This window comes from Intrasporangium sp. (assembly GCF_036566125.1).
Classification (GTDB): Bacteria; Actinomycetota; Actinomycetes; order Actinomycetales; family Dermatophilaceae; genus Intrasporangium.
Genome location: NZ_DATCWX010000190.1, coordinates 1 through 20,145, shown reverse-complemented (window position 1 = coordinate 20,145; position 20,145 = coordinate 1). Strand labels below are relative to the sequence as shown.

Annotated in this window: 23 protein-coding genes and 1 riboswitch; of the genes, 10 read left to right on the top strand and 13 right to left on the bottom strand. The window is 70.4% G+C overall.

The window, feature by feature from the left end:
• The 6 genes from VIR15_RS11315 to VIR15_RS11290 all read right to left on the bottom strand — a co-directional run.
• Positions 1 to 447: adenosylcobinamide-GDP ribazoletransferase (locus tag VIR15_RS11315; RefSeq protein WP_331927605.1), on the bottom strand; the 447-nt coding region annotated here is incomplete at its 3' end.
• Positions 440 to 1,030, bottom strand: a complete 591-nt coding sequence (locus tag VIR15_RS11310) for a bifunctional adenosylcobinamide kinase/adenosylcobinamide-phosphate guanylyltransferase (RefSeq protein ID WP_331927603.1) — start codon at positions 1,028 to 1,030, stop codon at positions 440 to 442. The genes VIR15_RS11310 and VIR15_RS11315, both read right to left, overlap by 8 nt.
• Positions 1,027 to 1,899 (bottom strand): ECF transporter S component, encoded by an 873-nt coding sequence (locus tag VIR15_RS11305; protein WP_331927601.1) that lies wholly within the window; start codon positions 1,897 to 1,899, stop codon positions 1,027 to 1,029. Before VIR15_RS11305 ends, VIR15_RS11310 begins: the two co-directional genes overlap by 4 nt.
• Positions 1,896 to 3,521 (bottom strand): ABC transporter ATP-binding protein, encoded by a 1,626-nt coding sequence (locus VIR15_RS11300; protein ID WP_331927599.1) that lies wholly within the window; start codon positions 3,519 to 3,521, stop codon positions 1,896 to 1,898. Before VIR15_RS11300 ends, VIR15_RS11305 begins: the two co-directional genes overlap by 4 nt.
• Complete coding sequence (locus VIR15_RS11295; protein ID WP_331927597.1) at positions 3,518 to 4,594, bottom strand: energy-coupling factor transporter transmembrane component T; 1,077 nt, start codon at positions 4,592 to 4,594, stop codon at positions 3,518 to 3,520. The genes VIR15_RS11300 and VIR15_RS11295 overlap by 4 nt, the downstream gene beginning before the upstream one ends.
• A gap of 10 nt (positions 4,595 to 4,604) precedes the next feature.
• The gene (locus VIR15_RS11290; RefSeq protein WP_331927595.1) at positions 4,605 to 5,342 is read right to left on the bottom strand and encodes an SCO2322 family protein; all 738 of its coding nucleotides are present in this window, start codon (positions 5,340 to 5,342) and stop codon (positions 4,605 to 4,607) included.
• 128 nt (positions 5,343 to 5,470) lie between these two features.
• Positions 5,471 to 5,583: riboswitch (cobalamin riboswitch) on the bottom strand.
• A gap of 108 nt (positions 5,584 to 5,691) precedes the next feature.
• On the opposite strand from VIR15_RS11290, the gene VIR15_RS11285 reads away from it, so the two are divergent.
• Complete coding sequence (locus VIR15_RS11285; RefSeq protein WP_331927593.1) at positions 5,692 to 5,907, top strand: hypothetical protein; 216 nt, start codon at positions 5,692 to 5,694, stop codon at positions 5,905 to 5,907.
• The gene (locus VIR15_RS11280) at positions 5,904 to 7,337 is read left to right on the top strand and encodes a serine hydrolase domain-containing protein (RefSeq protein WP_331927591.1); all 1,434 of its coding nucleotides are present in this window, start codon (positions 5,904 to 5,906) and stop codon (positions 7,335 to 7,337) included. The genes VIR15_RS11285 and VIR15_RS11280 overlap by 4 nt, the downstream gene beginning before the upstream one ends.
• 13 nt (positions 7,338 to 7,350) lie before the next feature.
• On the opposite strand, the gene VIR15_RS11275 is transcribed toward VIR15_RS11280, so the two are convergent.
• Both VIR15_RS11275 and VIR15_RS11270 read right to left on the bottom strand, forming a co-directional pair.
• The gene (locus VIR15_RS11275) at positions 7,351 to 7,920 is read right to left on the bottom strand and encodes a DUF3043 domain-containing protein (RefSeq protein WP_331927589.1); all 570 of its coding nucleotides are present in this window, start codon (positions 7,918 to 7,920) and stop codon (positions 7,351 to 7,353) included.
• An 18-nt stretch (positions 7,921 to 7,938) separates the two neighbouring features.
• Positions 7,939 to 8,385, bottom strand: coding sequence for an SRPBCC family protein (locus tag VIR15_RS11270; protein ID WP_331927587.1), 447 nt, complete (start codon positions 8,383 to 8,385; stop codon positions 7,939 to 7,941).
• Between the two features lie 65 nt (positions 8,386 to 8,450).
• Between VIR15_RS11270 and VIR15_RS11265 the strand changes: the two genes are divergently transcribed.
• Entirely contained in the window at positions 8,451 to 9,005 is a 555-nt protein-coding gene (locus VIR15_RS11265) for a TetR/AcrR family transcriptional regulator (protein WP_331927585.1), read from the top strand.
• On the opposite strand, the gene VIR15_RS11260 is transcribed toward VIR15_RS11265, so the two are convergent.
• On the bottom strand, positions 8,981 to 9,523 hold the full coding sequence (locus tag VIR15_RS11260; protein WP_331927607.1) for a protein-L-isoaspartate O-methyltransferase family protein: 543 nt from the start codon (positions 9,521 to 9,523) through the stop codon (positions 8,981 to 8,983). The genes VIR15_RS11265 and VIR15_RS11260 overlap by 25 nt on opposite strands.
• 78 nt (positions 9,524 to 9,601) lie before the next feature.
• A complete protein-coding gene (locus VIR15_RS11255) occupies positions 9,602 to 10,477 on the bottom strand; it encodes a methyltransferase domain-containing protein (protein ID WP_331927583.1) in 876 nt (291 codons plus the stop codon).
• A 118-nt stretch (positions 10,478 to 10,595) separates the two neighbouring features.
• Between VIR15_RS11255 and VIR15_RS11250 the strand changes: the two genes are divergently transcribed.
• Together VIR15_RS11250 and VIR15_RS11245 are read left to right on the top strand one after the other, a co-directional pair.
• The gene (locus VIR15_RS11250) at positions 10,596 to 11,960 is read left to right on the top strand and encodes a dipeptidase (RefSeq protein WP_331927581.1); all 1,365 of its coding nucleotides are present in this window, start codon (positions 10,596 to 10,598) and stop codon (positions 11,958 to 11,960) included.
• Positions 11,961 to 12,292: 332 nt separating this feature from the next.
• Positions 12,293 to 13,999 carry a VWA domain-containing protein gene (locus tag VIR15_RS11245; RefSeq protein WP_331927579.1) on the top strand — a complete coding sequence of 569 codons (1,707 nt, stop codon included), beginning with the start codon at positions 12,293 to 12,295 and terminating at the stop codon, positions 13,997 to 13,999.
• Here VIR15_RS11245 and VIR15_RS11240 read toward each other — a convergent pair.
• On the bottom strand, positions 13,939 to 14,781 hold the full coding sequence (locus tag VIR15_RS11240; protein WP_331927577.1) for a helix-turn-helix domain-containing protein: 843 nt from the start codon (positions 14,779 to 14,781) through the stop codon (positions 13,939 to 13,941). The two genes, VIR15_RS11245 and VIR15_RS11240, sit on opposite strands and share 61 nt — an antisense overlap.
• Before the next feature lie 134 nt (positions 14,782 to 14,915).
• Here VIR15_RS11240 and VIR15_RS11235 point away from each other — a divergent pair, with 134 nt between their 5' ends.
• On the top strand, positions 14,916 to 15,269 hold the full coding sequence (locus tag VIR15_RS11235; protein WP_331927575.1) for a nuclear transport factor 2 family protein: 354 nt from the start codon (positions 14,916 to 14,918) through the stop codon (positions 15,267 to 15,269).
• Between the two features lie 100 nt (positions 15,270 to 15,369).
• Here the strand turns inward: VIR15_RS11235 and VIR15_RS11230 are convergent, their stop codons facing one another.
• Positions 15,370 to 16,173 (bottom strand): metallophosphoesterase family protein, encoded by an 804-nt coding sequence (locus VIR15_RS11230; protein WP_331927573.1) that lies wholly within the window; start codon positions 16,171 to 16,173, stop codon positions 15,370 to 15,372.
• 4 nt (positions 16,174 to 16,177) lie between these two features.
• On the bottom strand, positions 16,178 to 17,368 hold the full coding sequence (gene nadA, locus VIR15_RS11225; protein WP_331927571.1) for a quinolinate synthase NadA: 1,191 nt from the start codon (positions 17,366 to 17,368) through the stop codon (positions 16,178 to 16,180).
• A gap of 77 nt (positions 17,369 to 17,445) precedes the next feature.
• Here nadA and VIR15_RS11220 point away from each other — a divergent pair, with 77 nt between their 5' ends.
• The 4 genes from VIR15_RS11220 to VIR15_RS11205 all read left to right on the top strand — a co-directional run.
• Positions 17,446 to 17,787 carry a DUF2200 domain-containing protein gene (locus tag VIR15_RS11220; RefSeq protein ID WP_331927569.1) on the top strand — a complete coding sequence of 114 codons (342 nt, stop codon included), beginning with the start codon at positions 17,446 to 17,448 and terminating at the stop codon, positions 17,785 to 17,787.
• 54 nt (positions 17,788 to 17,841) lie between these two features.
• Entirely contained in the window at positions 17,842 to 18,597 is a 756-nt protein-coding gene (locus VIR15_RS11215) for an SDR family NAD(P)-dependent oxidoreductase (protein ID WP_331927567.1), read from the top strand.
• Complete coding sequence (locus VIR15_RS11210) at positions 18,594 to 19,742, top strand: S-adenosylmethionine:tRNA ribosyltransferase-isomerase (RefSeq protein ID WP_331927565.1); 1,149 nt, start codon at positions 18,594 to 18,596, stop codon at positions 19,740 to 19,742. Before VIR15_RS11215 ends, VIR15_RS11210 begins: the two co-directional genes overlap by 4 nt.
• A 101-nt stretch (positions 19,743 to 19,843) precedes the next feature.
• On the top strand, positions 19,844 to 20,145 hold a 302-nt coding region (locus VIR15_RS11205; protein ID WP_331927563.1), incomplete at its 3' end, for a glycerate kinase.

Genomic DNA, 20,145 nt, shown 5'->3' with positions numbered 1-20,145 from the left:
GAGCCGGCTGGCGAGCAGCGTGGTCACCGCGAGGGCCGTGCCCTCGGGCGTGCCGAGGACTTCGGCCAGGGCCGCGGCCTGCACGAGGAGGACCAGGACGAGGGCCGCGGCGCCCGCGGGGCCGGTGTCGCCGCGCTTCATGACCTCGAGCGCCCGCGACCGGCTCGTGCCCGAGATCAGCCCATCCGCGAGGTCGGCCAGGCCATCGAGGTGCATCGCACGGCTCAGGAGGGCGGTCACGGTCAAGGCCAGCCCGGCCGCGAGGAGCGGAGAGAGCCAGCCGTTCTGCGCGATGAGACCGAGGCCCAGCCATGCACCCGTGGCCGGAAGGGCAGTCACCGGCGCGAGGACCATGGCGCGCTCTGCCGTTGCAGGGTCGACGCGGCCCGGCGGTCGTACCGGGATGACCAGGAAAGTGCCGGCACTGAGGCGCCAGGCGTCACGCATGTAGCGTCCGTGGCGGGAGGGAGCGGGGGACGATCGGAGCCTGGGTGAGGTCCAGCACCCGGCCTGCCACGACAAGATGGACGGTTGCCGCGACCTCCGCGACTGCGGCGTTGAGCCTGCCCAGCTCGTCCTGGAAGAAGCGGCCCGAGGCGCTCAGGGGCACGAGCGACCAACCGACTTCGTTTGTCACGACCACGACGGCATGCCTTGCGCGACAAAGGGACTCGATCAAGGATGCGGTGCGCAGACGCACGTGGTCAGTGGCGCGATCGAGGTCCTCCCAGCCCACCAGGTCAACCTGCGCAGTGAGCCAGGTGCCGAGGCAGTCGATGATCACGGGCCCGGCGGCCGCGGCGAGCGCCTCCTCCGGCTCGGCCGTCTCGAGGGTTCGCCAGCTCGAGGGTCGTCGCTCCTGGTGGGCTCGCACGCGCGCAGCCCAGGCCGGGTCGTCACCCTCGGCGCGGCGGCCCGTCGCCACATAGAGAACGTCGCGGTGCATGGCGACGAGGTGCTCGGCATGGCGGCTCTTGCCGCTGCGGACCGGTCCGGTGACGAGCGTGGTGGTGGGTGCCCGCGGAGTCATCTGGCCAGCGTGCCACGGTCGGGCGCGGCCACGGCGACATCGTGGTGTTCCCCGGCGGGGGATGCCCGTTCCCCCGCGGACGGGTCGAACGCCACCTGAGACCCGAAGGCGGCGCGCCGAGCCGCCCGTCGGAAGACACGGAGCAGCGCCGGCCCGGCGACGGTGACGAGGATGGCGTTGAGCACCCCCCGCGGCACGTCCCAGGCGAGGGACGTCGCCAGATAGAAGACGGCGTAGTGCCCGAGGTTTTCCGCGACGGTGGCGCCCGGGACGAAACCCATGCCGGTGGGGGCGTTGGCGCCGAGGAACGGCCAGAACCAGAGGTTCATGAAGACACCGAAGATGATGCCGCTTGTCAGGGCGTAGCCCGCGAGCATCCATCGCTCCGATCGGGCTCCCGATCGCCCCGGGAGGAGACCGGCGCCAAGCCCGATCGCACCGGCACAGATCATCTGGAAGGGCAGCCAGGGTCCGACGCCTCCGGTGAGGAGCGCTCCGGTGAGGAGCGCGAGTGCGCCCCCGACGAAGCCCACGCCCGGCCCGAGCACGCGACCGGCGACGATGATGATGAAGAACATCGGCTCGAGTCCGGCCGTCCCCGCGCTCAGCACCCGCATCGCACCCCCCGCGGCTGCCGTCACGCCCAGGACGGCAATCGTCTTCGCGTCGAGTCTCCCCGAGGTCACCTCGGCAAGGCAGACGAGCGTGAGCAGCGCGAGGATCCCGGCGAAGAGCCACGGGGCGTCGTTCCCGTGGTTCGTCACGAACTCGGCCGAGGCGACGAAGGGCCAGAGGAAGGCCAGCGCACCGATGGCCGCGACGAGACCAATCGCGGCAGCCGCTGGCCAACGGACCGGGATGACGGTCATGCGGACCGTCCCAGTGCCGCGGCCACCTCGTCCACGGTGAGCCACGTCTGGGGCCGCAGCACCTTGGTGACCTGGGGGGCGAAGGCCGGTGACGAGGCGAGAACCTGGCGGACCGGGCCGTCGGCGACGACCTCGCCGTCGGCGAGGATGACGACGCGGTCGGCGACCTCGGCGGCGAGCTCCACGTCGTGCGTCGCCAGCAGGACCGTCGTGCCGCGGCTGGCGAGATCGCGCAACGTGGCCCCGAGCCGCTCCTTGGCTCCGTAGTCCAGCCCTCGGGTCGGCTCGTCGAGGAGCAGGACCGTGGGTGAGCCAGCCAGGATCACCGACAGGGCGAGCTCAAGGCGTTGGCCCTCGGACAGGTCACGGGGATGCCGCGTCGGGTCGAGGCCGCCCGAGATTCCCTCGAGGATCGCAGCGGCCGTCCCGCTGGCCACGTCGAAGTCCTGGTCGGCGGCCGCGCACTCGGCGGCGACCGAGTCGCTGTACAGCAGCAGCTCTGGCTGCTGGGGAACGAGTCCCACCAGGGCCACCCTGCGCCTGGCCGGCAGTGAGGCAGGCTGGGCCCACGTGGGCCCGTCGGCGACTCGGACGGAACCCGCCTCGGGGGTGAGCTGTCCTGCCACGGTGCCGAGGAGGGTCGATTTGCCGGCTCCGTTCCTGCCCATCAGGGCGGTCACGGTACCGGGGAACAGGCTCAGCGACAGGTCATCGATGACGGGCCTGCCGGCGCGGAGGACTTGTGCCCCTTCGAAGAGGACCGAGGGGCGCTGGGACGTGCCGTCATCCCGGCCTGCCGTGGGCATCGCCGCGGCGAGGCGCTCCCGCAAGGCTCCGGCACGCCGCCGCGCGTCGCGGATGGAGAGCGGGGTCGGTGTCCACCTGGCCAGGCGCGACAGGGCAACGAGCGGCGGGTGGATCGGTGAGTCGGCCATCGCCTCAGCCGGATCGAGCAGCGCCGAGGTGCGACCCCCGTCGATGAGGATGACACGGTCCGCGTGGTGGACGACGCGCTCCAGCCGATGCTCTGCCAGGACCACTGTGACGCCCAGGTCGTGCACGATCCGGTGCAGGGAGGCCAGCACCTCTTCGGCCGCGACCGGGTCGAGAGCCGAGGTCGGTTCATCGAGCACGAGGATCTGCGGCCCGGCGGCGAAGACGGAGGCGATGGCAACCCGCTGCTGCTGTCCTCCGGACAGCGCGCCGAGGGGCCGAGTGCGCAACGGCGTGAGCCCGAAGAGATCGAGGGTCTCTTCGACGCGTCGACGGATCGTCGTCGGATCGAGTCCCATCGTCTCCATGCCGTAGGCGATCTCGTCCTCGACGACGTCGGTCACGAAGGTGGACACCGGGTTCTGCTCGACGAGCCCCACAACGGTGGCCAGGTCGCGGGGCCGGTGGTCTGCAGTGCTGTGGTCGTCGACGATGACGCGGCCGGTCAGGGTGCCGCCGCTGAAGTGCGGCACCAGTCCGTTGATGGTGCGCAGCAGCGTCGACTTGCCGCTACCGGTCGGTCCGACGACGAGGACCAGCTCGCCCTCCGGGATCTCGAGCGTGACGTCACGCAGGCTCGGCTCGTCGGCATCGGCGTAGCGGACCGTGACGTGGTCGAACACGATCATGCGAGTGCCCTTCGGGGACGAGGCGTGAACCAGGCGGGAAGCGCCGCGACCAGCACGGCGACGACAGTGAGCACTGGCAGCGGGGGTGGTTCGGCGCGGGGGAGCGGCACGACGCCCGTCCACCCTTGCGCGCTGGCGACGACGAGGACGCCCCCGGGCACGGCGCCGCAGATCACGGTGAGGGTCTCGGTCCACGTCCACGGGTCGCGCCGGTGACCCGACCGGCCGTCTCTGGAGGCGCCGATCGCAAGGCTGGCACCCGCAACGACCACCCCGATGACCAGGAGGGGCAGGCCGAGGACGCCGCCGACCGAGCTGTCGAGCAGCCCGTAGAGCCCGGCGAGGACCCCCAGGGTGCCGATGACCGCGAGGACGGAGGCGGTGCGGCGCCCGCGTGGAGTCGTCCGGACCGCCCGGCCGTAACCGCGTGACTCCATCGAGGCGGCCAGCCCGAGGGAACGGGCGAAGGCCGCCTCGAGGACGGGCACGGCCAGGCGTGCCAGTTCCCGAATGCCGCGGCCGTCGTGCCCGCGAAGGGCGCGGGCGCTGCGGACGGCCCGTGCGTCGGAGAGCAGCTGTGGCGCGAAGGTCAGGCCGACGACAATCGCCGTGCCGACGTCGTACAGCGTCGCTGGCAGGTACCGGAGCAGGCGCCTCGGGCTGGCCAGCGCATTGGCGGCGCCGATGCACGCGAGGATCGCCGCGAGACGCAACGCGTCATAGAGGGCGTAGAGCAGGCTCTCGAGCGACACCCGGCCACCGATCCGCAGGAAGGAAGCCCATTCGGGCAGGGGGATCCGGGGGAGAGTGAAGAGCACGGTCTCCCCGCGGATTCCGTTGCCGAGGATGACGGTCAGCACGAGCCGAAACATGACGACCATCGCCCCGATGACGACAAAGGCCATCAGTGGGTTGGGGGCGGACGGGTCGCGACGCTCGCTGACGACGAGGATGCAGACGCCGATGATGAGCAGGAGGACCATGGGGTTGGTCGTCCGCGACGCGGCGGTCGCCAGCCCCAGCCCCCACAGCCACCAGGCTGCAGGGTGCTGGAGCCGCTCACGAGCGCTCATGCTGACAGGGTCAGGGGTTGCGCTTGCCTGCGGCGCGCGAGCGCGCGATGAGGAAGGCAACCAGCCCCAGCAGCGCGATCCCCACGATGACGTATGCCGCTGTGCTCGTGCCGCTCGACGTGTCCTCCGCGGGTGCGCTGACCGGCGCTGCCGCGGACGCCGTCGGCGTGGCACTCTGCGTGGCGGTCGGTGCGGCGATCTGCACGGGTGTGTCCGCCGCCTTGGCCTCGGCGCTGAGGTCCTTCACCTCACCGCCGCAGTCAGTGGCCGGGTAGCCCCCGACGGCACACACGAGCCCGTTCTCGACGCGAAGTTCTCCTGCTTCCGCCAGGACATCGGTGCTCGTCGCGTCGGGCGCGACGACGGCGCAGAGAGCCGTGGGCTCGGGCGGGGTCGTCCCATCGGCCGAGTCCGCTGGGCGGCCGTAGTCGATGACGAGGCCGACCCGCTTCTTGCCGGTCTCGGCCGGAGTGGACGCGCAGAGCTGCTCGAAGGTCAGGGTCGCACGCGGGAACCTGACATCGTTCACGTCCGCGACGGCGTAGCGCCAGCCGTCGACCGAGCCGTCCTTCGGCACGATCTGGTCCGACCCCTTCTGGGCGAAGGCCCATTGGCCGTCGGCGAGCTGGTAGAAACCCCAGAACCGGTAGGCAGCCGCGTGGGCCGGCCCGACCGAGAGGGCAGTACAGGCTGCGGCGAGCAGCACGGCGATGATGGCCCGAATCGGGGCACGCTGGGCAAAGGACACGATTACCTCCCTGCGGTGGGGCACCGAGGTCGGAGGTCGCTCTGCCTGAGGCCTGGTGTCTCCGGTCCGCATTCCACGACAGACTGACAAAGGAGCCGAACGGACAAGGGTTTTCCGGCTGGCGCCGGATGCCGACAGGTGTCAAAGCTGTCGGCCTCCGGGCTTCACGGTTGCGGGTCAGCGCCGGAATCTCACCGGCTTGCCCCATTGCCCATCGGGTACCTCGAACCGTGGCACGTGGAGCCGATCGGCGTCAAACGCGGTCCAGCCGGTGACTCCGTGATCCAGGTGTGGCCCTGGTGTGACCCTCGTGTCAGCCTGGCAATATCCGGCCAACTAGGGTGACGGCATGAGCGCGGACTGGACCTGGGTGTACTTCGACGCCCACGGCGAGACGATGGCGGGCAAGTCGCTCGTCACCCGAGGCTTCCCGACCCAGAGCGATGCGGAGAACTACCTCGGTGAGTCCTGGCGGGAGCTGCTCGCGGGTGGTGTGGAGTCGGTGACCCTGCGCCACGGTGACGGCGTCGTCTACGGCCCGATGAGTCTTCGAGCGCCCGAGTGACAGCCGACCCGACCCGTTCCGAGGGGCCGGAGCCCAGGGCGGCTGCCGGGTTGTCGAGGGCCGTGGAGCGCGACCTGACCGCCAGGGTGCGCTCAGCCCAACGTCGCTGGCGCAGCCCCGGCGTGAGCGCGGGGGTGGTGCGCGAGGGCGACCTCATCTGGACCGCACACATCGGAGCGGCGCGGCTGGGCCACGTGGCCGATCGGGCAGAAAGCACAGAAGGCACAGAAGGCTCTATCGCCGCGACCGACTCGACCCAGTTCATGATCGGCTCGGTCACCAAGACATTCACGGCCCTGGTCGTCATGGCGCTGCGCGACGAGGGTCGACTGAGTCTCGACGACCCGCTCGATGCCCATGTGCCGGGGACCCGTCATGCGAGACTCCAGCTGCGCCAGATGCTCGCGCACGCCTCAGGGCTGCAGCGCGAGCCGATCGGCAACATCTGGGAGAGTCTGAGCGCCCCCGAGCGCGAGGCCTTCCTCGTGGGCGTCGAGGAGGCCGAGCAGGTCCTGCCTGCCCACCACGCCTTCCACTACTCGAACCTCGCCTACGGCCTGCTCGGTCAGGTCGTGGAACGGGTGACCGGCCAGCAGTGGGAGACCGTCGTCCGGGAACGGGTCCTCGACCCGCTCGGAATGGCGCGCACGGGCCTGGTCCCCACCGACGACCGAGCGCACGGGTACCAGATCGACCCCTGGGCCGGGACGGCGAGGGAGGAGCCGCTCTTCACCCTCAACGCAACGGCGCCGCTCGGCGGCCTGTGGTCGACCGTCGCCGACATGGCCCGCTACGCCGCGTACCTCGCGGACCCCGACGATCGGGTCGTCCGTCCGGAGACGATCGACGAGATGTGCCGGCCGCTCATCATGACGGATGTCGATGGGTGGACGGGCGCCTACGGCCTGGGCTTCGGGATGGGCCGCCGAGGTGACCGGGTCTTCGTCGGTCACGGGGGAGCGATGCCCGGCTATCTCACCGGGCTACGGGTCCGACGCCGCGACAAGACGGGCGCGATCGTCTTCGCCAACGCCACGTCGGGCGCCGAGCCGCTCGCCCTGGCGACGGACCTGGTCGAGGCGGTGGTCGATGCAGAGCCCCCGATCGAGCCGGTTTGGGTGCCGGAGCAGCCCCGGCCGGAGCTGGCAGAGCTGCTCGGCCAGTGGTGGTCCGAGGGCTCTCCGATCATCTTCTTCGTCCGGGACGGCGAGCTGTGGTCGCGGCTCACCGACGACCCGCTCTCCGAGACGCGGTTCGCGCCGGAGGGGCCCGATCGCTACCGAGCCGCGGCGGGCAGGGAGCGGGGCGAGGTCCTCCAGGTCGTTCGTGCGGCTGACGGCACGGTGGCCAAGCTGTACTTCGCGACGTACGCCGTCACCCGCAGGCCGCTTGCGTTTGCCGACCTCGTCGGTGGAGGGGACGAGCGCTGACGACCTCAGTCGGTCAGGAGGGGTGCTGTCCGCGGTCGACGGCCGGCTTGGGCATCCGCGTTCGGCGCATCTGGAACGCCCGCATGACGGCGTAGAAGGCGTCACCCCGCTCAGCTTGCCCGTACTTGGCGATGACCTTCTTCTTCGTCCGCAGCCACATGAGCACGGCGTCGATGATGGCCACGACGATGAGCCCGTAGACGAGGATGAAGACCGACATCAGGGCCCAGTTCTGCCTGATGAAGCTGAGCAGCAGCACGAGGAGCATGACGGGGAGCATGAACTCGCCGATGTTCCACCGGGCGTCGACGGAGTCGCGGATGAAGCGGCGGCGCGGGCCCTTGTCGCGTGCGGGAAGGTACCGCTCGTCTCCGGCGAGCATCCCGGCACGTTGCTTGGCCATCCCCTCGCGCCGCGCCACCTTGTCCTTGGAGCGCGCGACCTTGCGGTCGGTGACGATGAGCGGACGCTTGTTGGCCGCCTCCTGGTCACGCCGCTTGGGCGTCGGGCGGTTCTTCGCCCCGGGGCGAGGTGGGGGCTCCCGGTCGATGAGCTCTTCGTTGGTCTTCTTGCGTCCGAACACGAGGACAACTCTAGGTGTTCACAGGGACTGCTCCGAGCCGGGCCGCTCCGCGCTGAGCGCCGCGCGACGGAAACCGTCGTTCTCCGTGGCGATTGCCTGACGCATCGCCGAGCCGGCGGTGACAGCGAGGAGGCCTGCGGTCCAGCCGCTGACGTCGAGCGTGAGCACGTTGCGCGTGCCGTCGGACATGGACGTGAGGTGGTGGCCGCCGACGAAGCGTGATCCGAGGATCTGGGCCTCCCAGACGAACCGGGACAGCGGCTCCAGCTCGGTCACGGTCCACACCGCAAGGGGCATGCGCGGCTGCCTGACTCGAGCGCTGCTGCCGACCCGGAGGTCGCCATCGTCGATGCGCTCGACCGACAGGATCGTCGGGGTCAGTGTCGGCCATCGCTCGATGTCGATGGTCAGGTCCCACACCCGGTGGACGGGCGCGGCGATGGCGAGAGTGTTGTCGAGGTGCATGTATAGAAGTGAACCACTTGGTACAGTCCGAGGGCAACGGAATTCTCGAGCACCGAGGAGCGCGCATGGGCAGGGCGGGGGACGAGCTGCTGGGTCGGGTCATGGGCGTCGTGGCCCGGGAGGGGCTGGGAGACCGGAGCCTGCGTGACGTGGCGGCCCAGGCGGGGACCTCGCACCGGATGCTGCTGTACCACTTCGGGTCGAGGGCAGGACTGGTGGCCGCCATCGTCGCCCGGATGGAGGCGGACCAGGTGCGGCTCCTGCGCGGGCTGGCCACCGGCGCCGAGTCGCCGCAGCAGCTGATCCGGGCACTCTGGGAGGAGCTCACCCGTCCCGAGGTGCTGCCGTTCGTCCGCCTCTTCCTCGAAACCGTTGCCCTGACGTCGCGCGGGCCGAGCGAGGACCTGACGACGCCATGGGTCGACGCGACGGCAGAGCTCGCGGTGCGGTGGGACGTCGAGGTCGATCCGGCGGTGACGCGGCTGGGTGTGGCCGTGGTTCGCGGACTGCTCGTCGACGTCCTCGGCGGTGGGTCGATCCCCGACGCCACCGAGGCGCTGGAGCGCTATCTGTCCTCCCTGCCGGAACCGCCCCTTCAGCGCAGCGGAACGAAGCGGTAGGCGCCGTGCTCACTCGTGCGGATCTCGTCCTCGCGGCGCTCCACGACGAGCATGCGGCTGCTCACGGGGATGACCATGCGACCCCGGTCGGCAAGCTGGGCGACGAGCTCGTCGGGAAGGTGTCGGGCGTTCGCGGACACGAGGATCCGGTCATACGGCCCATGCTCGGGGGCACCGATCACACCGGCGGTGGCTGTCTCGATGGAGGCCCAGGGGTGGCCGGCGGCTGCGAGGTTCTCGGCACCCCACCGCGCCAGCTCCGGCACGAGCTCGACCCCTCGAACCGATCCTCCCGGACCGGTCAGCTCAGCCAGCAGGGCCGTCGTCCAACCGGAACCGGCTCCGACGTCGAGGATGCGGTGGCCGGGTCGGACATCGAGCAGGCGCAGCATCGTCTCGACGGTGCGGGGCTGCGAGTTGGTCTGTCCGTGCCCGATCGGGATGGGCGCGTCACGACGTGCATCCGCGCGGGAACCTGGCCGCAGGAAGCCCTCTCGGGGGACAGCTGCGAAGGCCATGCCCACGGCATCGCGTGACAGGCGCACCCTCCGATTCAAACAGCCGGCCCTGCGTCGCACCACCGCCGGCAGGACTCGTCAGGGGTGATCAGCGTCCAGCCACGTCATCTGGCCCACCGCCGGCGCTCGTGCGACGACGTGGACGAGCGTCCCGAGCCGCCGGTAGGGGTCGGTCCGGCCGAGCCGTTCCTCCACCTCGACGATCCGGGCCAGCTCGTCCGGTGGGGGAGCGGGCGTGTCCAGGGCAACGTCGTCGGAGGCGACCCGGATCCCGTACCACTGCTCCACCCGCAACCCCTCGCGCTCGACCGTCGCCATGAGCTCGTCCAGGCGGTCGGCTCGCGCACGGATGCCGATCTCGTTGACGTAGAAGGCGTCGCTTCCGTCCGCGAGTGCACGCTCCTGCTCGTCCAGCAGGTGGAGCGCTGCGGTCCATTCATGTCGCATCGACGGGCGCCAAGCCAGTGCGTCGGCGTTCCGGGCGACGACGGAGACGAGCGCCCCGGGTGCCGCGCAACGGGCCAGCTCCACCATGGCTGGGCCGGGCTCCGGGAGATACATCAGGACGCCGTGACACATGACGACGTCGTATGCCGCTGGGCTCGTCAGCTGCGACAGCGCGGTGGCGTCGCCGTCGAGGAGCGTCACGCGCTCCCGTGCGTCGCCCTCGAGCGCCGCGGCTGCCCGTGTGAAGACCTCCCGCATCTCGGGGCTGGGCTCGACGGCGGTGACGTCGTGGCCGAGACGGGCGAGCCGGATGGCCTGCGTGCCCTGTCCGGCGCCGACGTCGAGGACGCGAAGCGGCCCGTCCGTCGTGGGCAGGTGCGTGTCGAGCTGGCGCGCGACGAGCTGTTGGCGGACGACGTTGCGCAGGTTGCCCAGTCGCTCGAGCCAAGGGGCCAGACCTGCGCTGAAGCCCGCACCGGCGGGGGCCTCCCGCGGGTCGTCACACATGGGGTGACGCTATCGAAGGGCCGTGCCTCCGGGTCATCGACACCTCGACATCGAGATCCCGGACATTGGTCGTGCGCCGAGGCTGCCCGGCTCGAAGGTGGATCGATAGGGTCGGACGGTGACTGACGACGTGCTCACCCCTGACCAGATCCAGGCCATCCGTGACCGAGTCGCTGCGCTCATGCCCCAGGTGCGAGCCGACCTCGAGGCGCTCGTGCGCATCCCCAGCGTCTCGGCGGCCAGCTTCGACCAGTCCCATGTGGCGCGCAGTGCCGAGGCCGTGGCCGAGCTGCTTCGAGGGGAGGGCCTCGAGGTGGAGGTCGTCGTCGAGGGTGGTCGCCCGGCCGTGATCGGCCACATCGACGGGCCAGAGGGCGCGCCCACCGTGACACTGTATGCGCACCATGACGTGCAGCCCCCCGGCGACGACGCGGACTGGGACAGCACACCCTTCGAGCCGACCGAGCGCGGAGGGCGCCTCTACGGACGCGGCGCCGCCGACGACAAGGCCGGGGTCCTGGCGCACATCGCCGCGCTGAGAGCCCATCGCGGCCGTCTCCCCGTCGGCGTCACGGTCTTCGTCGAGGGCGAGGAGGAGTCGGGCTCGCCCTCGCTGCCGGCCATCCTTGCCAAACATGGTGACCGGCTCGCCGCCGACGCCATCGTCATCGCCGACTCGGGCAACTGGGCCATCGGCACGCCAGCGCTGACCACGACCCTCCGCGGCGGGGTTCGCGCGGTGGTCCGGGTCCAGACGCTCGACCACTCCGTGCACTCCGGCATGTTCGGTGGTGCGGCCCCCGACGCCGTGACGGCTCTGGTCAGGCTCCTCGCCACGCTCCACGACGACGATGGCAATGTCGCGGTGCAGGGTCTCGACGAGGGCGTCGCCGCCGAGCTCGACTACGACGAGGCCCGGTTCCGCGCCGAGTCCGGCCTGCTTGACGGCGTCGACCTCATCGGCTCCGGCTCCATCCTGTCCCGACTGTGGACCAAACCGTCCCTCACGACGATCGGCATCGATGCGACGTCGATGGCGAAGGCTTCCAACACCCTCTCGGCACGGGCCGCGGCCAAGGTCTCGATGCGGATCGCGCCGAGCCAGGACCCGCAGAAGGCATTCGAGCTGCTGCGAGCGCACCTCGAGCAGCACGCACCCTGGGGCGCACAGGTCTCCGTCGAGCTCACCGAGCTCGGTGCCGGCTTCGCGGCCCAGGCGGACGGACCCATCTACGACCAGGCCCGCGCGTCGTTCCGCGACGCCTGGGACGTCGACCCAGTCGACATGGGGGTAGGCGGGTCGATCCCGTTCATCTCGGACTTCGCGGCGCGCTTCCCGGAGGCGGCGATCCTCGTCACTGGGGTCGAGGACCCGGACACCCGGGCACACGGCGCGAACGAGTCGCTTCACCTCGGGGAGTTCGCCCGGGTGTGCGAGGCGGAGGCGATTCTCTTGGCGCGCCTCGGTGCCATGGACTCCTGAGGAGTCTCAGATTCTGTGCCCCGGGTGGACGTCGAGGACCTAATGTGTACGATTCGGATCAACTGTCCGGGTGCGGTGCCCTGTCGAAGGTGTGCATCGCCCAGTTGCGATGATGCGTGGGACTCGGGAGGCCCCGGTTGACTCAAGAGCCTGGACCCCCGGCACGCCCGGTGGGTCCGTACGAGAAAAGCCTCCGGGCGGCCGCTGCGGACTCCACCGCGCGACCGTCCCCGGCGCAGGCCGCCGCGGATCGCTTGGGGGCAGGGCGCTCCGGCGGACGCCATCGGGCGCCCTCAGCCGGTCCCAGCCGCAAGATCAAGCTCGTTGCGTTCGTGCTCGTCCCTCTCCTGCTCCTCACGCTCGGCGCGTATCTGATCTTCAGGCCTGACGGAGGATCCGGTGCGCCCGTTGCCTGCGGCGAGGAGCGCGTGCCCCTGAGCATCGCCGCGTCGCCCGCACTCGCGCCGTTGCTGACCAAGGCGGCGACCGCATTCGACGAGGGCACGGCCTCGTGGGTCGATGGGCGGTGCACCACGACGACCATCACCTCAGCGGAGCCCAATGCCTTCGCGGACACGCTACGCGCATCGCTGGAAGCCGGTGGGGGGGCGAACGCGCCGACGGCGTGGGTGCCCGATGCAAGCATCTGGCGAGAGGTTCTCGGCCGGCGACCCGAGCTGTCGACCGCGCTCCCGCGCTCCTTCCCTGTCGTCGCCGTCAGCCCCGCCGTCATCGCTGCGCCACGGGTCATGGCCGAGGCGCTGGGCTGGCCCGAGGCACAGCCGAGCTGGGCCCAGCTGATCGATCTCGCCAAGGACCCCAAGGGTTGGGGCGCCAAGGCGCATCCGGAGTGGGGCCGGGTACGCATCGCCTGGCAGGACCCACTTCGTGACGCAGCGAGCCTGACCTCGATGATGAGCCTGTCGCAATGGGCCACCGACGGTGCCGAGGAGGTGGACGACGTGCGGCGGGGTCTTCTGTCGGCGCACAGTGCCTTGGCGAGCCTGCACGTCGAGCAGACCAAGATCCTGGCCGGGCTGACGGACACCAAGACGACGCCGGAGGACGCCACCAAGCAGGCGATGCTCTTTCCGACCAGCGAGCGAGAAGTGCTCCGGTACAACGCGACGAAGCCACGCATCCCGCTCGTTGCCCTGTATCCGTCGGACGGGATCCACCCCAACGAGGTGCCGTTGATCACGGTGCAGGCCGACTGGGTGACGGATCAGCAGCGGGCTGCGCTGGATCGCTTCGCGGTCTTCCTCGTCACGGGCGAGGAGAACAAGTTGTTCGCCGCCGATGGGTGGCGCACGCCCCGTCTGCAGACGGAGGCGGATACGGCACAGGGCGTGGTGGCATCCGAGCCGCGATTCACGCCGTCCGGGCCCAATGCGTGGTCGCTCGCGCAGTCGCTCCAGGGATGGACCGCTCTCGACCGTCAGGGATCGGTCCTCGTCGTGCTCGACACGTCCGGGTCGATGAACGAGCGCGTCGCCGCGGCAGGCAACGCGACCCGCCTCGACCTGGCCAAGCAGGCCATTGCGGACTCGTTGCCCCTGTTCTCGGACCGGACCAACATCGGCCTCTGGACCTTCTCACGTCAGGAGAACCGAGCCGACCACACCGTGGTGCTCGACCTGGGGCCACCGTCGCGGAACGTCGGAGGCGAGACCGCGGTGCAGTCCCTGCGGAAGTCGCTGGACGGCCTCCGCGCGGACGGAGCCACGGGACTCTACGACACCGTCATCGCGGCAGCCGCGGCGGCTCAGAATGCGTGGCGCGAGGGCAACAACACCATCGTCCTGATCAGCGACGGCAAGAACGAGGACCCGGGGAGCGCCTCGCTCGAGCAGGTGCTGGCCAAACTCGAGCCCCTCGCGGGCACCGAGCGGCCAGTGCGGATCCTCAGCATCGCTCTGGGCGGCGAAGCCGATGCGGTCACGCTGCGCCGGCTCGCCGACGCTGCCAAGGGTGAGGCCTACGTCGCCCGCGAGGCCCAGGATCTCGGCAAGGTGTTCTTGGCCGCCCTGACGGACTGAGTCGCTCGGTCGGACGCGAGCAGCTGCCTGGTCATCTCATCCGCGGGGTAGAAGGCCTCCACGCGCAGCTCGTCCACGGTGACGTCGAGGGCGGACTCCACGGCGGCGGAGATGCTGAAGAAGCGCACCTGTGTGTCGCCGATGGTGAGCTCGAGCGGGATGACGACCTCGCTCCGCACCGGCGTGCCGGCGTCATCACCGGGGTAGGCCGCGACCTCGGCAGCGAGGTCGTGGAGGCGCCGGTCCCCGGTGCGCTGTGCCCGGTGACGGACTTGCCCGATGAGGTGGGTGCGCCACTGCCCGAGATTGCCGATGCGCGGTGCCAGTCCATCCGGGTGGAGCGCCAAGCGGACGGCATTGACGGGTGGCTCGAGCAGGTGCCCGGCACAGCCCTCCATCAGCACGTCGGTCGCGGCGTTGCGGTCGACGATGTCCCACACCCGGTCGAGGACGAGCGCAGGGTGGGGCAGATGGGCGTCGAGCAGAGACTGCAAGGCGTGGCTGACGGCCAACAGCTCGGGTGCATCCAGGCTCCGCTGCGGGTGGATCGGGGCGAAGCCGGCGGCGAGAAGCAGTTGGTTCCGCTCCCTCAGGGGCACCTCGAGGTGGGTCGCGAGCCGCTCGATCATGGTGCGGGTGGGCTTGGAGCGCCCGGTCTCCACGAAGCTCACGTGGCGGGTTGAGACATCGGCGCGGTGTGCCAGCTGCAACTGGCTGAGCTGCCGTCTCTCCCGCCAGCCGCGAATCAGCTCGCCCACTGAAGGTGCCTCTGGTGCCGTCATGGCAGGAGGCTATCCACGCGTCGCTCAACACTCGATGACGTGAGAGGTAATCGACGCGGTGATCTTGGTGCACAGAAGATCGACTCGCAAGACGCACCCACCGCGGTGCACGACCCACCTGGAAAGGACCCTTGATGAACACCATCGTCGACACCTACTTGCGCACCTGGAACACCACCGACGCGGCCGCCCGCGCGGAGCTGCTGACGCAGCACTGGGTCGAGGACGCCTGTTACGTCGACCCGTTGGCCGAGGTGGCTGGACGGGACGGGATCGGGGCCGCGATCGAAGCGGTCCAGGCACAGTTCCCAGGCTTCGTGTTCTCGCGCGTCGGCGAGCCCGACTCGCACCACAACCAGACACGGTTCCAGTGGGGCCTGGGGCCCGAGGGTGCTGAGCCGGTCGTGATCGGTTTCGATGTCGTCGTCACGAACGACGAGGGCCGGATCGCCTCCGTCCACGGGTTCCTCGACAAGGTTCCCGCCTGAACCGATGGGCAGGGCCGGGGACCACTCGATCTGGTCCCCGGCACGCCACCCGGCTCAGGGCTGGGAGCCAGCCCAGCGGCATACGGCCCGGCCTTGCTGGTCACGAGGACGGAGTGCCGTTGCCCCGGTAGATGCCCTCTCGCAGCTCGAGTGCATAGGCGTCGATGTCCGGCATCCCGAGGTCCCGGGCCACGTCGACCTCGGCCTCGATGTCGTAGGGCACGCGGATGAAGGTGACCGAGAAGGACTCCGGCACCACAGAGCCCACGGCGCCCTCGAGGATCACGTAGGGAGCGCTCGGTCCATCGAGGTGGTTGCCGACGGCTCCCGCGTTGAACAGCATGAGGCCGTCGTCGGCTGCGAGGTACGTGCCGTGGATGTCGCCGTAACCGACGACGTCCGGTGTCGTGCCCGGCGGCCACCCGCCCGCGCGGAACTCGCCGGTGAACGGGGTGTTCGTGAACATGCCAAGGAACTCGTCCCGCGTGTGCTGCACCCGGACGCGGACGAACTCGCTGGTCTGTGAGGCATGGAAGAGCCGGACTCGCTTGCCGCTCATGACGAGCTCGTGCGTGTTCGGCAGGGCCGCGAGCCAGAGGATGTCATCGTCGGTCAGCTCGTCGCGCGCCCACTGCCCTCCTTCGAAGGGCTGGACGGCATCGCGGGCGATGAAGGTGTCCCAGTTGCCGCGGACGGTCACCTCACACGTCTCGCGGGTCAGTTTGATCGCCTCTGAGCCGCGCGGCCCCTTGCCGACCACGTCACCGAGGTTGAGGATCCGGGTGATCCCCCGTGCCGCGATGTCGGCCAGGACCGCCTCGAGCGCCGTCACGTTGCCGTGGACGTCCGAGATGACGGCGATCTGGTCCATCCGGCCGTGCCGCCCAATGATCGGATCTGCCACCCGGTCAGTCCTTGTGGGTGGTGCCGGGCAGCGCGAGCATGCGGTCGAGGGCGACTCGGGCGTCGGCCGCCACCTGCACGTCCACCCTGATCGGGTTGACCACCCTGTCCTCGACGAGGGACTCGAGTGCCCAGACGAGATGGGGCAGGTCGATCCGGTTCATCGTGGAGCAGTAGCAGACGTTCTTCTCGAGGAAGGCGATCCGCTGCCCCGGAAACTGCTGGGCGAGCCGCTTGACGAGGTTGAGCTCGGTGCCGACGACCCAGGACGTGCCGTCCGGGGCGGCGGCGATCGTGTTGATGATCTTCTCGGTCGACCCGACCTCATCCGCGAGCTCGACGACCTCGTAACGGCACTCGGGGTGGACGATGACCTTGACGTCGGGGATCTCCCGGCGGGCCGCCTCCACCGCGTCGACGGTGAAGCGGCCGTGCACCGAGCAGTGCCCGCGCCAGAGGATCATCCGCGCGCGAGCCAGCTGCTCGGGCGTCAGCCCGCCGCCCGGGCGGTGTGGGTCCCACACGACGCAGTCATCGAGCGAGAGGCCGAGCTCGCGGACCGCGGTGTTGCGACCGAGGTGCTGGTCGGGCAGGAAGAGGACCTTGCCGTCGGCGTCCACGCCGCCGACCTGGTCGAACGCCCAGGCGAGCGCCGTGCGGGCGTTTGAGCTCGTGCACACGGTGCCGCCGTGTCGACCGGTGAAGGCCTTGATCGCGGCGGAGGAGTTCATGTAGGTGACCGGGACCGTCTGCCCCGCGACCCCGGCAGCCTCGAGCTGCTCCCACGCGTCCTCGACCTGGGCGATCGCCGCCATGTCGGCCATCGAACATCCGGCCGCGAGGTCGGGCAGGATCACCGTCTGCTCGTCGCTCGTCAGGATGTCGGCGGACTCGGCCATGAAGTGCACGCCGCAGAAGACGATGTAGGGGGCATCCGGGCGGGCCGCCGCGTCTCGAGCGAGCTTGAAGGAGTCGCCCGTCACGTCGGCGAACTGGATCACTTCGTCGCGCTGGTAGTGATGTCCGAGCACGAAGACCTGGTCGCCGAGGGCCGCCTTGGCTGCCCGGGCTCGCTCGACGAGGTCGGGGTCCGACGGGGCGGGCAGGTCGCCCGGGCACTCGACGCCGCGCTCGGTGTGCAGTTCGGTGCCCTGGCCGAGCACGAGGAGGGGCAGCGGGGCTGGTGCCGTCGTCATGGACAGATCGTATGCCGCCGTGCCGGCTCCCAGCGTCACCACCCGATCCGCACATGGCGGGCACTACCCTCGTGAGGATGAGCCGGATCTTCACCACCAGCTTCGCCTCGGTGTACCCCCTCTACGTCACGAAGGTCGAGCGGAAGGGGCGGACGAAGGACGAGCTGGACGAGGTGATCGAGTGGCTGACCGGCTTCGACGACTCCACATTGAGCGATCACCTGGCCGCCGGCACGACCTTCGAGGACTTCTTCGCCGAGGCGCGGCTCAACCCGCATGCGTCGCAGATCAAGGGCGTGGTGTGCGGGGTGCGCGTCGAGGAGATCGACGATCCGCTGATGCAGCAGATCCGATACCTCGACAAGCTGGTCGACGAGCTGGCCAGGGGCAAGTCGATGGACAAGGTCCTGCGGGCCTGAGCTCGGTCGAATAGAGATTGACTTCAAGTTGGCTTGAAGTCGGACGCTGTGCGCATGAACCCAGCACGCACCGCCCTCATCACCGGCGCCAGCCGTGGCCTCGGGCGGGCCCTGGCCGGACGGCTGGCCGAGCAGGGGTGGCACCTGCTCCTCACCGGTCGGGCCGCAGACGACCTCGCCCTCGCTGCCTCGGAGCTCGCCCGAACCACCGAGGTGATCGCTCGGGCGGGTGATGTCGCCGATGCCGCCCACCGCGACGAGCTTCTCGCGGTCGTGACGGGCTGGGGGAGTCTCGACCTGCTCGTCAACAACGCGAGCACCCTTGGTCCCACGCCGCTGCACCGTCTCGAGGACCTCACAGCCGAGGCGCTCAGCCGGATCCTCGCCGTGAACGTCGTCGGTCCCCACGCATTGACCCGGGCCATGCTTCCTTTCCTCATCAGGGGCGGCGGCGTGCTGCTCGACCTCTCTTCTGATGCGGCTGTCGAGCACTACGAGACGTGGGGCGGGTATGCGGCGTCGAAGGCCGCCCTCGACCAGCTGGCGCTGACCATCGGGAGCGAGCTCAGCGGCATCCGGGCCTACGCCTTCGACCCGGGGGACATGCGCACGGCGATGCACCAGGAAGCCTTCCCCGGTGAGGACATCAGCGACCGGCCGCTGCCGGAGGAGGTCGCCGTTCCGGCGATCCTTCGCCTGCTCGCCCGCCGGCCACCGAGCGGGCGGTACCGGGCCGAGGACCTGCTCGCGGAGACCGCCGTCGAGGCCCCTCCGGAGGCCACCTCCACAGCTTCCGGGGGCCCGGCATGAGGGTCAGGATCGGGCAGCGGCCGGTGACCCGGTTCGGCGCGACGGACGAGTTCACCGCCGACGCGCCTCCGGAGGTCAGGGGGCTCACCCGGGACGGGGTGCGCCTGCTCGTCGCGTCCGAGCAGGACGGCGCGGTGACTGTCGAGCACGCGACCTTCCGAGCTGTGGGTCGCCACCTGCGCTCCGGCGACGTCCTCGTCGTCAACAACTCCGCCACGATCCCGGCCGAGGTCGACGGTCGGCTCGCGAGCCGTGGCGCCGTCGTCGTCCATCTGGGCGCAGAGCTCGACGACTGCTCCTGGGTCATCGAGCTGCGCACCGCGCCGGATGCCGGCCGTCCGATCCTCGAGGCTGCCGTCGGCGACGAGATCGTGCTCGCGGGTCGTCATCGCCGGGCTACCCGCTCCTCCCCGGCGCTGCGCCTGGTCGCGCCCTATCCCGAAGCGGGCTCGTCACCCTCGGGATCGGGCAACCGCCTCTGGAGGGCCGTCGAGTCCGGAAGCGGCGGTCTCACCAAGCACCTCGCCTCCCACGGGCGCCCCATCGCCTATGGCTACCTGCGAGCGCGCTTCCCCCTCGCCGCCTACCAGACGGTCTTCGCCTCGATCCCGGGCAGCAGCGAAATGGCCAGTGCGGCGCGGCCCTTCACCACCGAACTGGTCACGAGCCTCGTGTCGGCGGGCATCGTCATCGTCCCTGTCACCCTCCACACGGGTCTCTCGTCGCAGGAGGCGGGGGAGGCGCCGCAGCCCGAGCGGTTCGCCGTGTCAAGGTCCACGGCGGCCGTCGTCAACGCTGCCAAGGCCGAAGGCGGGCGCGTCGTCGCCGTGGGCACGACGGCCACGCGCGCTCTCGAGTCGGCCGCCGACGAGGCCGGGGTCGTCCACGCCGCCGGGGGGTGGACCGACCTCGTCATCTCGCCCGACCGTCCGGTCCGGGTCGTGGGCGGCCTCGTCACGGGTTGGCACAACTCGGACGCGTCTCACCTGCTCCTCGTGGAGTCGGTGGCCGGCCCGACCCTCACCCAGGCGGCCTACGACGCAGCGCTCGCCCACCACTATGCATGGCATGAGTTCGGCGACTCCGCGCTCCTCCTCCCATCGACCGTCTCGGATGGACCAGCGAACAGGTCCTCGGATGTGTGAAAGTTCCGGCCCTCCATAAGGGGACCAAGCTTTCACGCAGCGGCGCAGGCAGGCGGCGCGGACTGCAGACGCGACGGGAACCCAGTCGCCCGGGTGAGAGGATGCCCGGCGTGCACGTGCTCATCGCCCCGGACTGCTTCACCGGCACCCTGACCGCTGGGCAGGCGGGCACCGCGATGGCGGAGGGTTGGCTGCGCACCGCGCCGCACGACACGGTCGAGGTCGTCCCGCTCTCGGACGGCGGGCCGGGCTTCGTCGACGTCCTCTCCGCGAGCCTGGACGGGCAGGTGCACGGGGTGGTCGTCTCCGACCCGCTGGTCCGGCCTGCCCCCGCGACGGTGCTCATCGTGGGGACCACGGCCTATGTCGAGTCCTCGCAGGCGGCCGGTCTGCACCTGCTCGC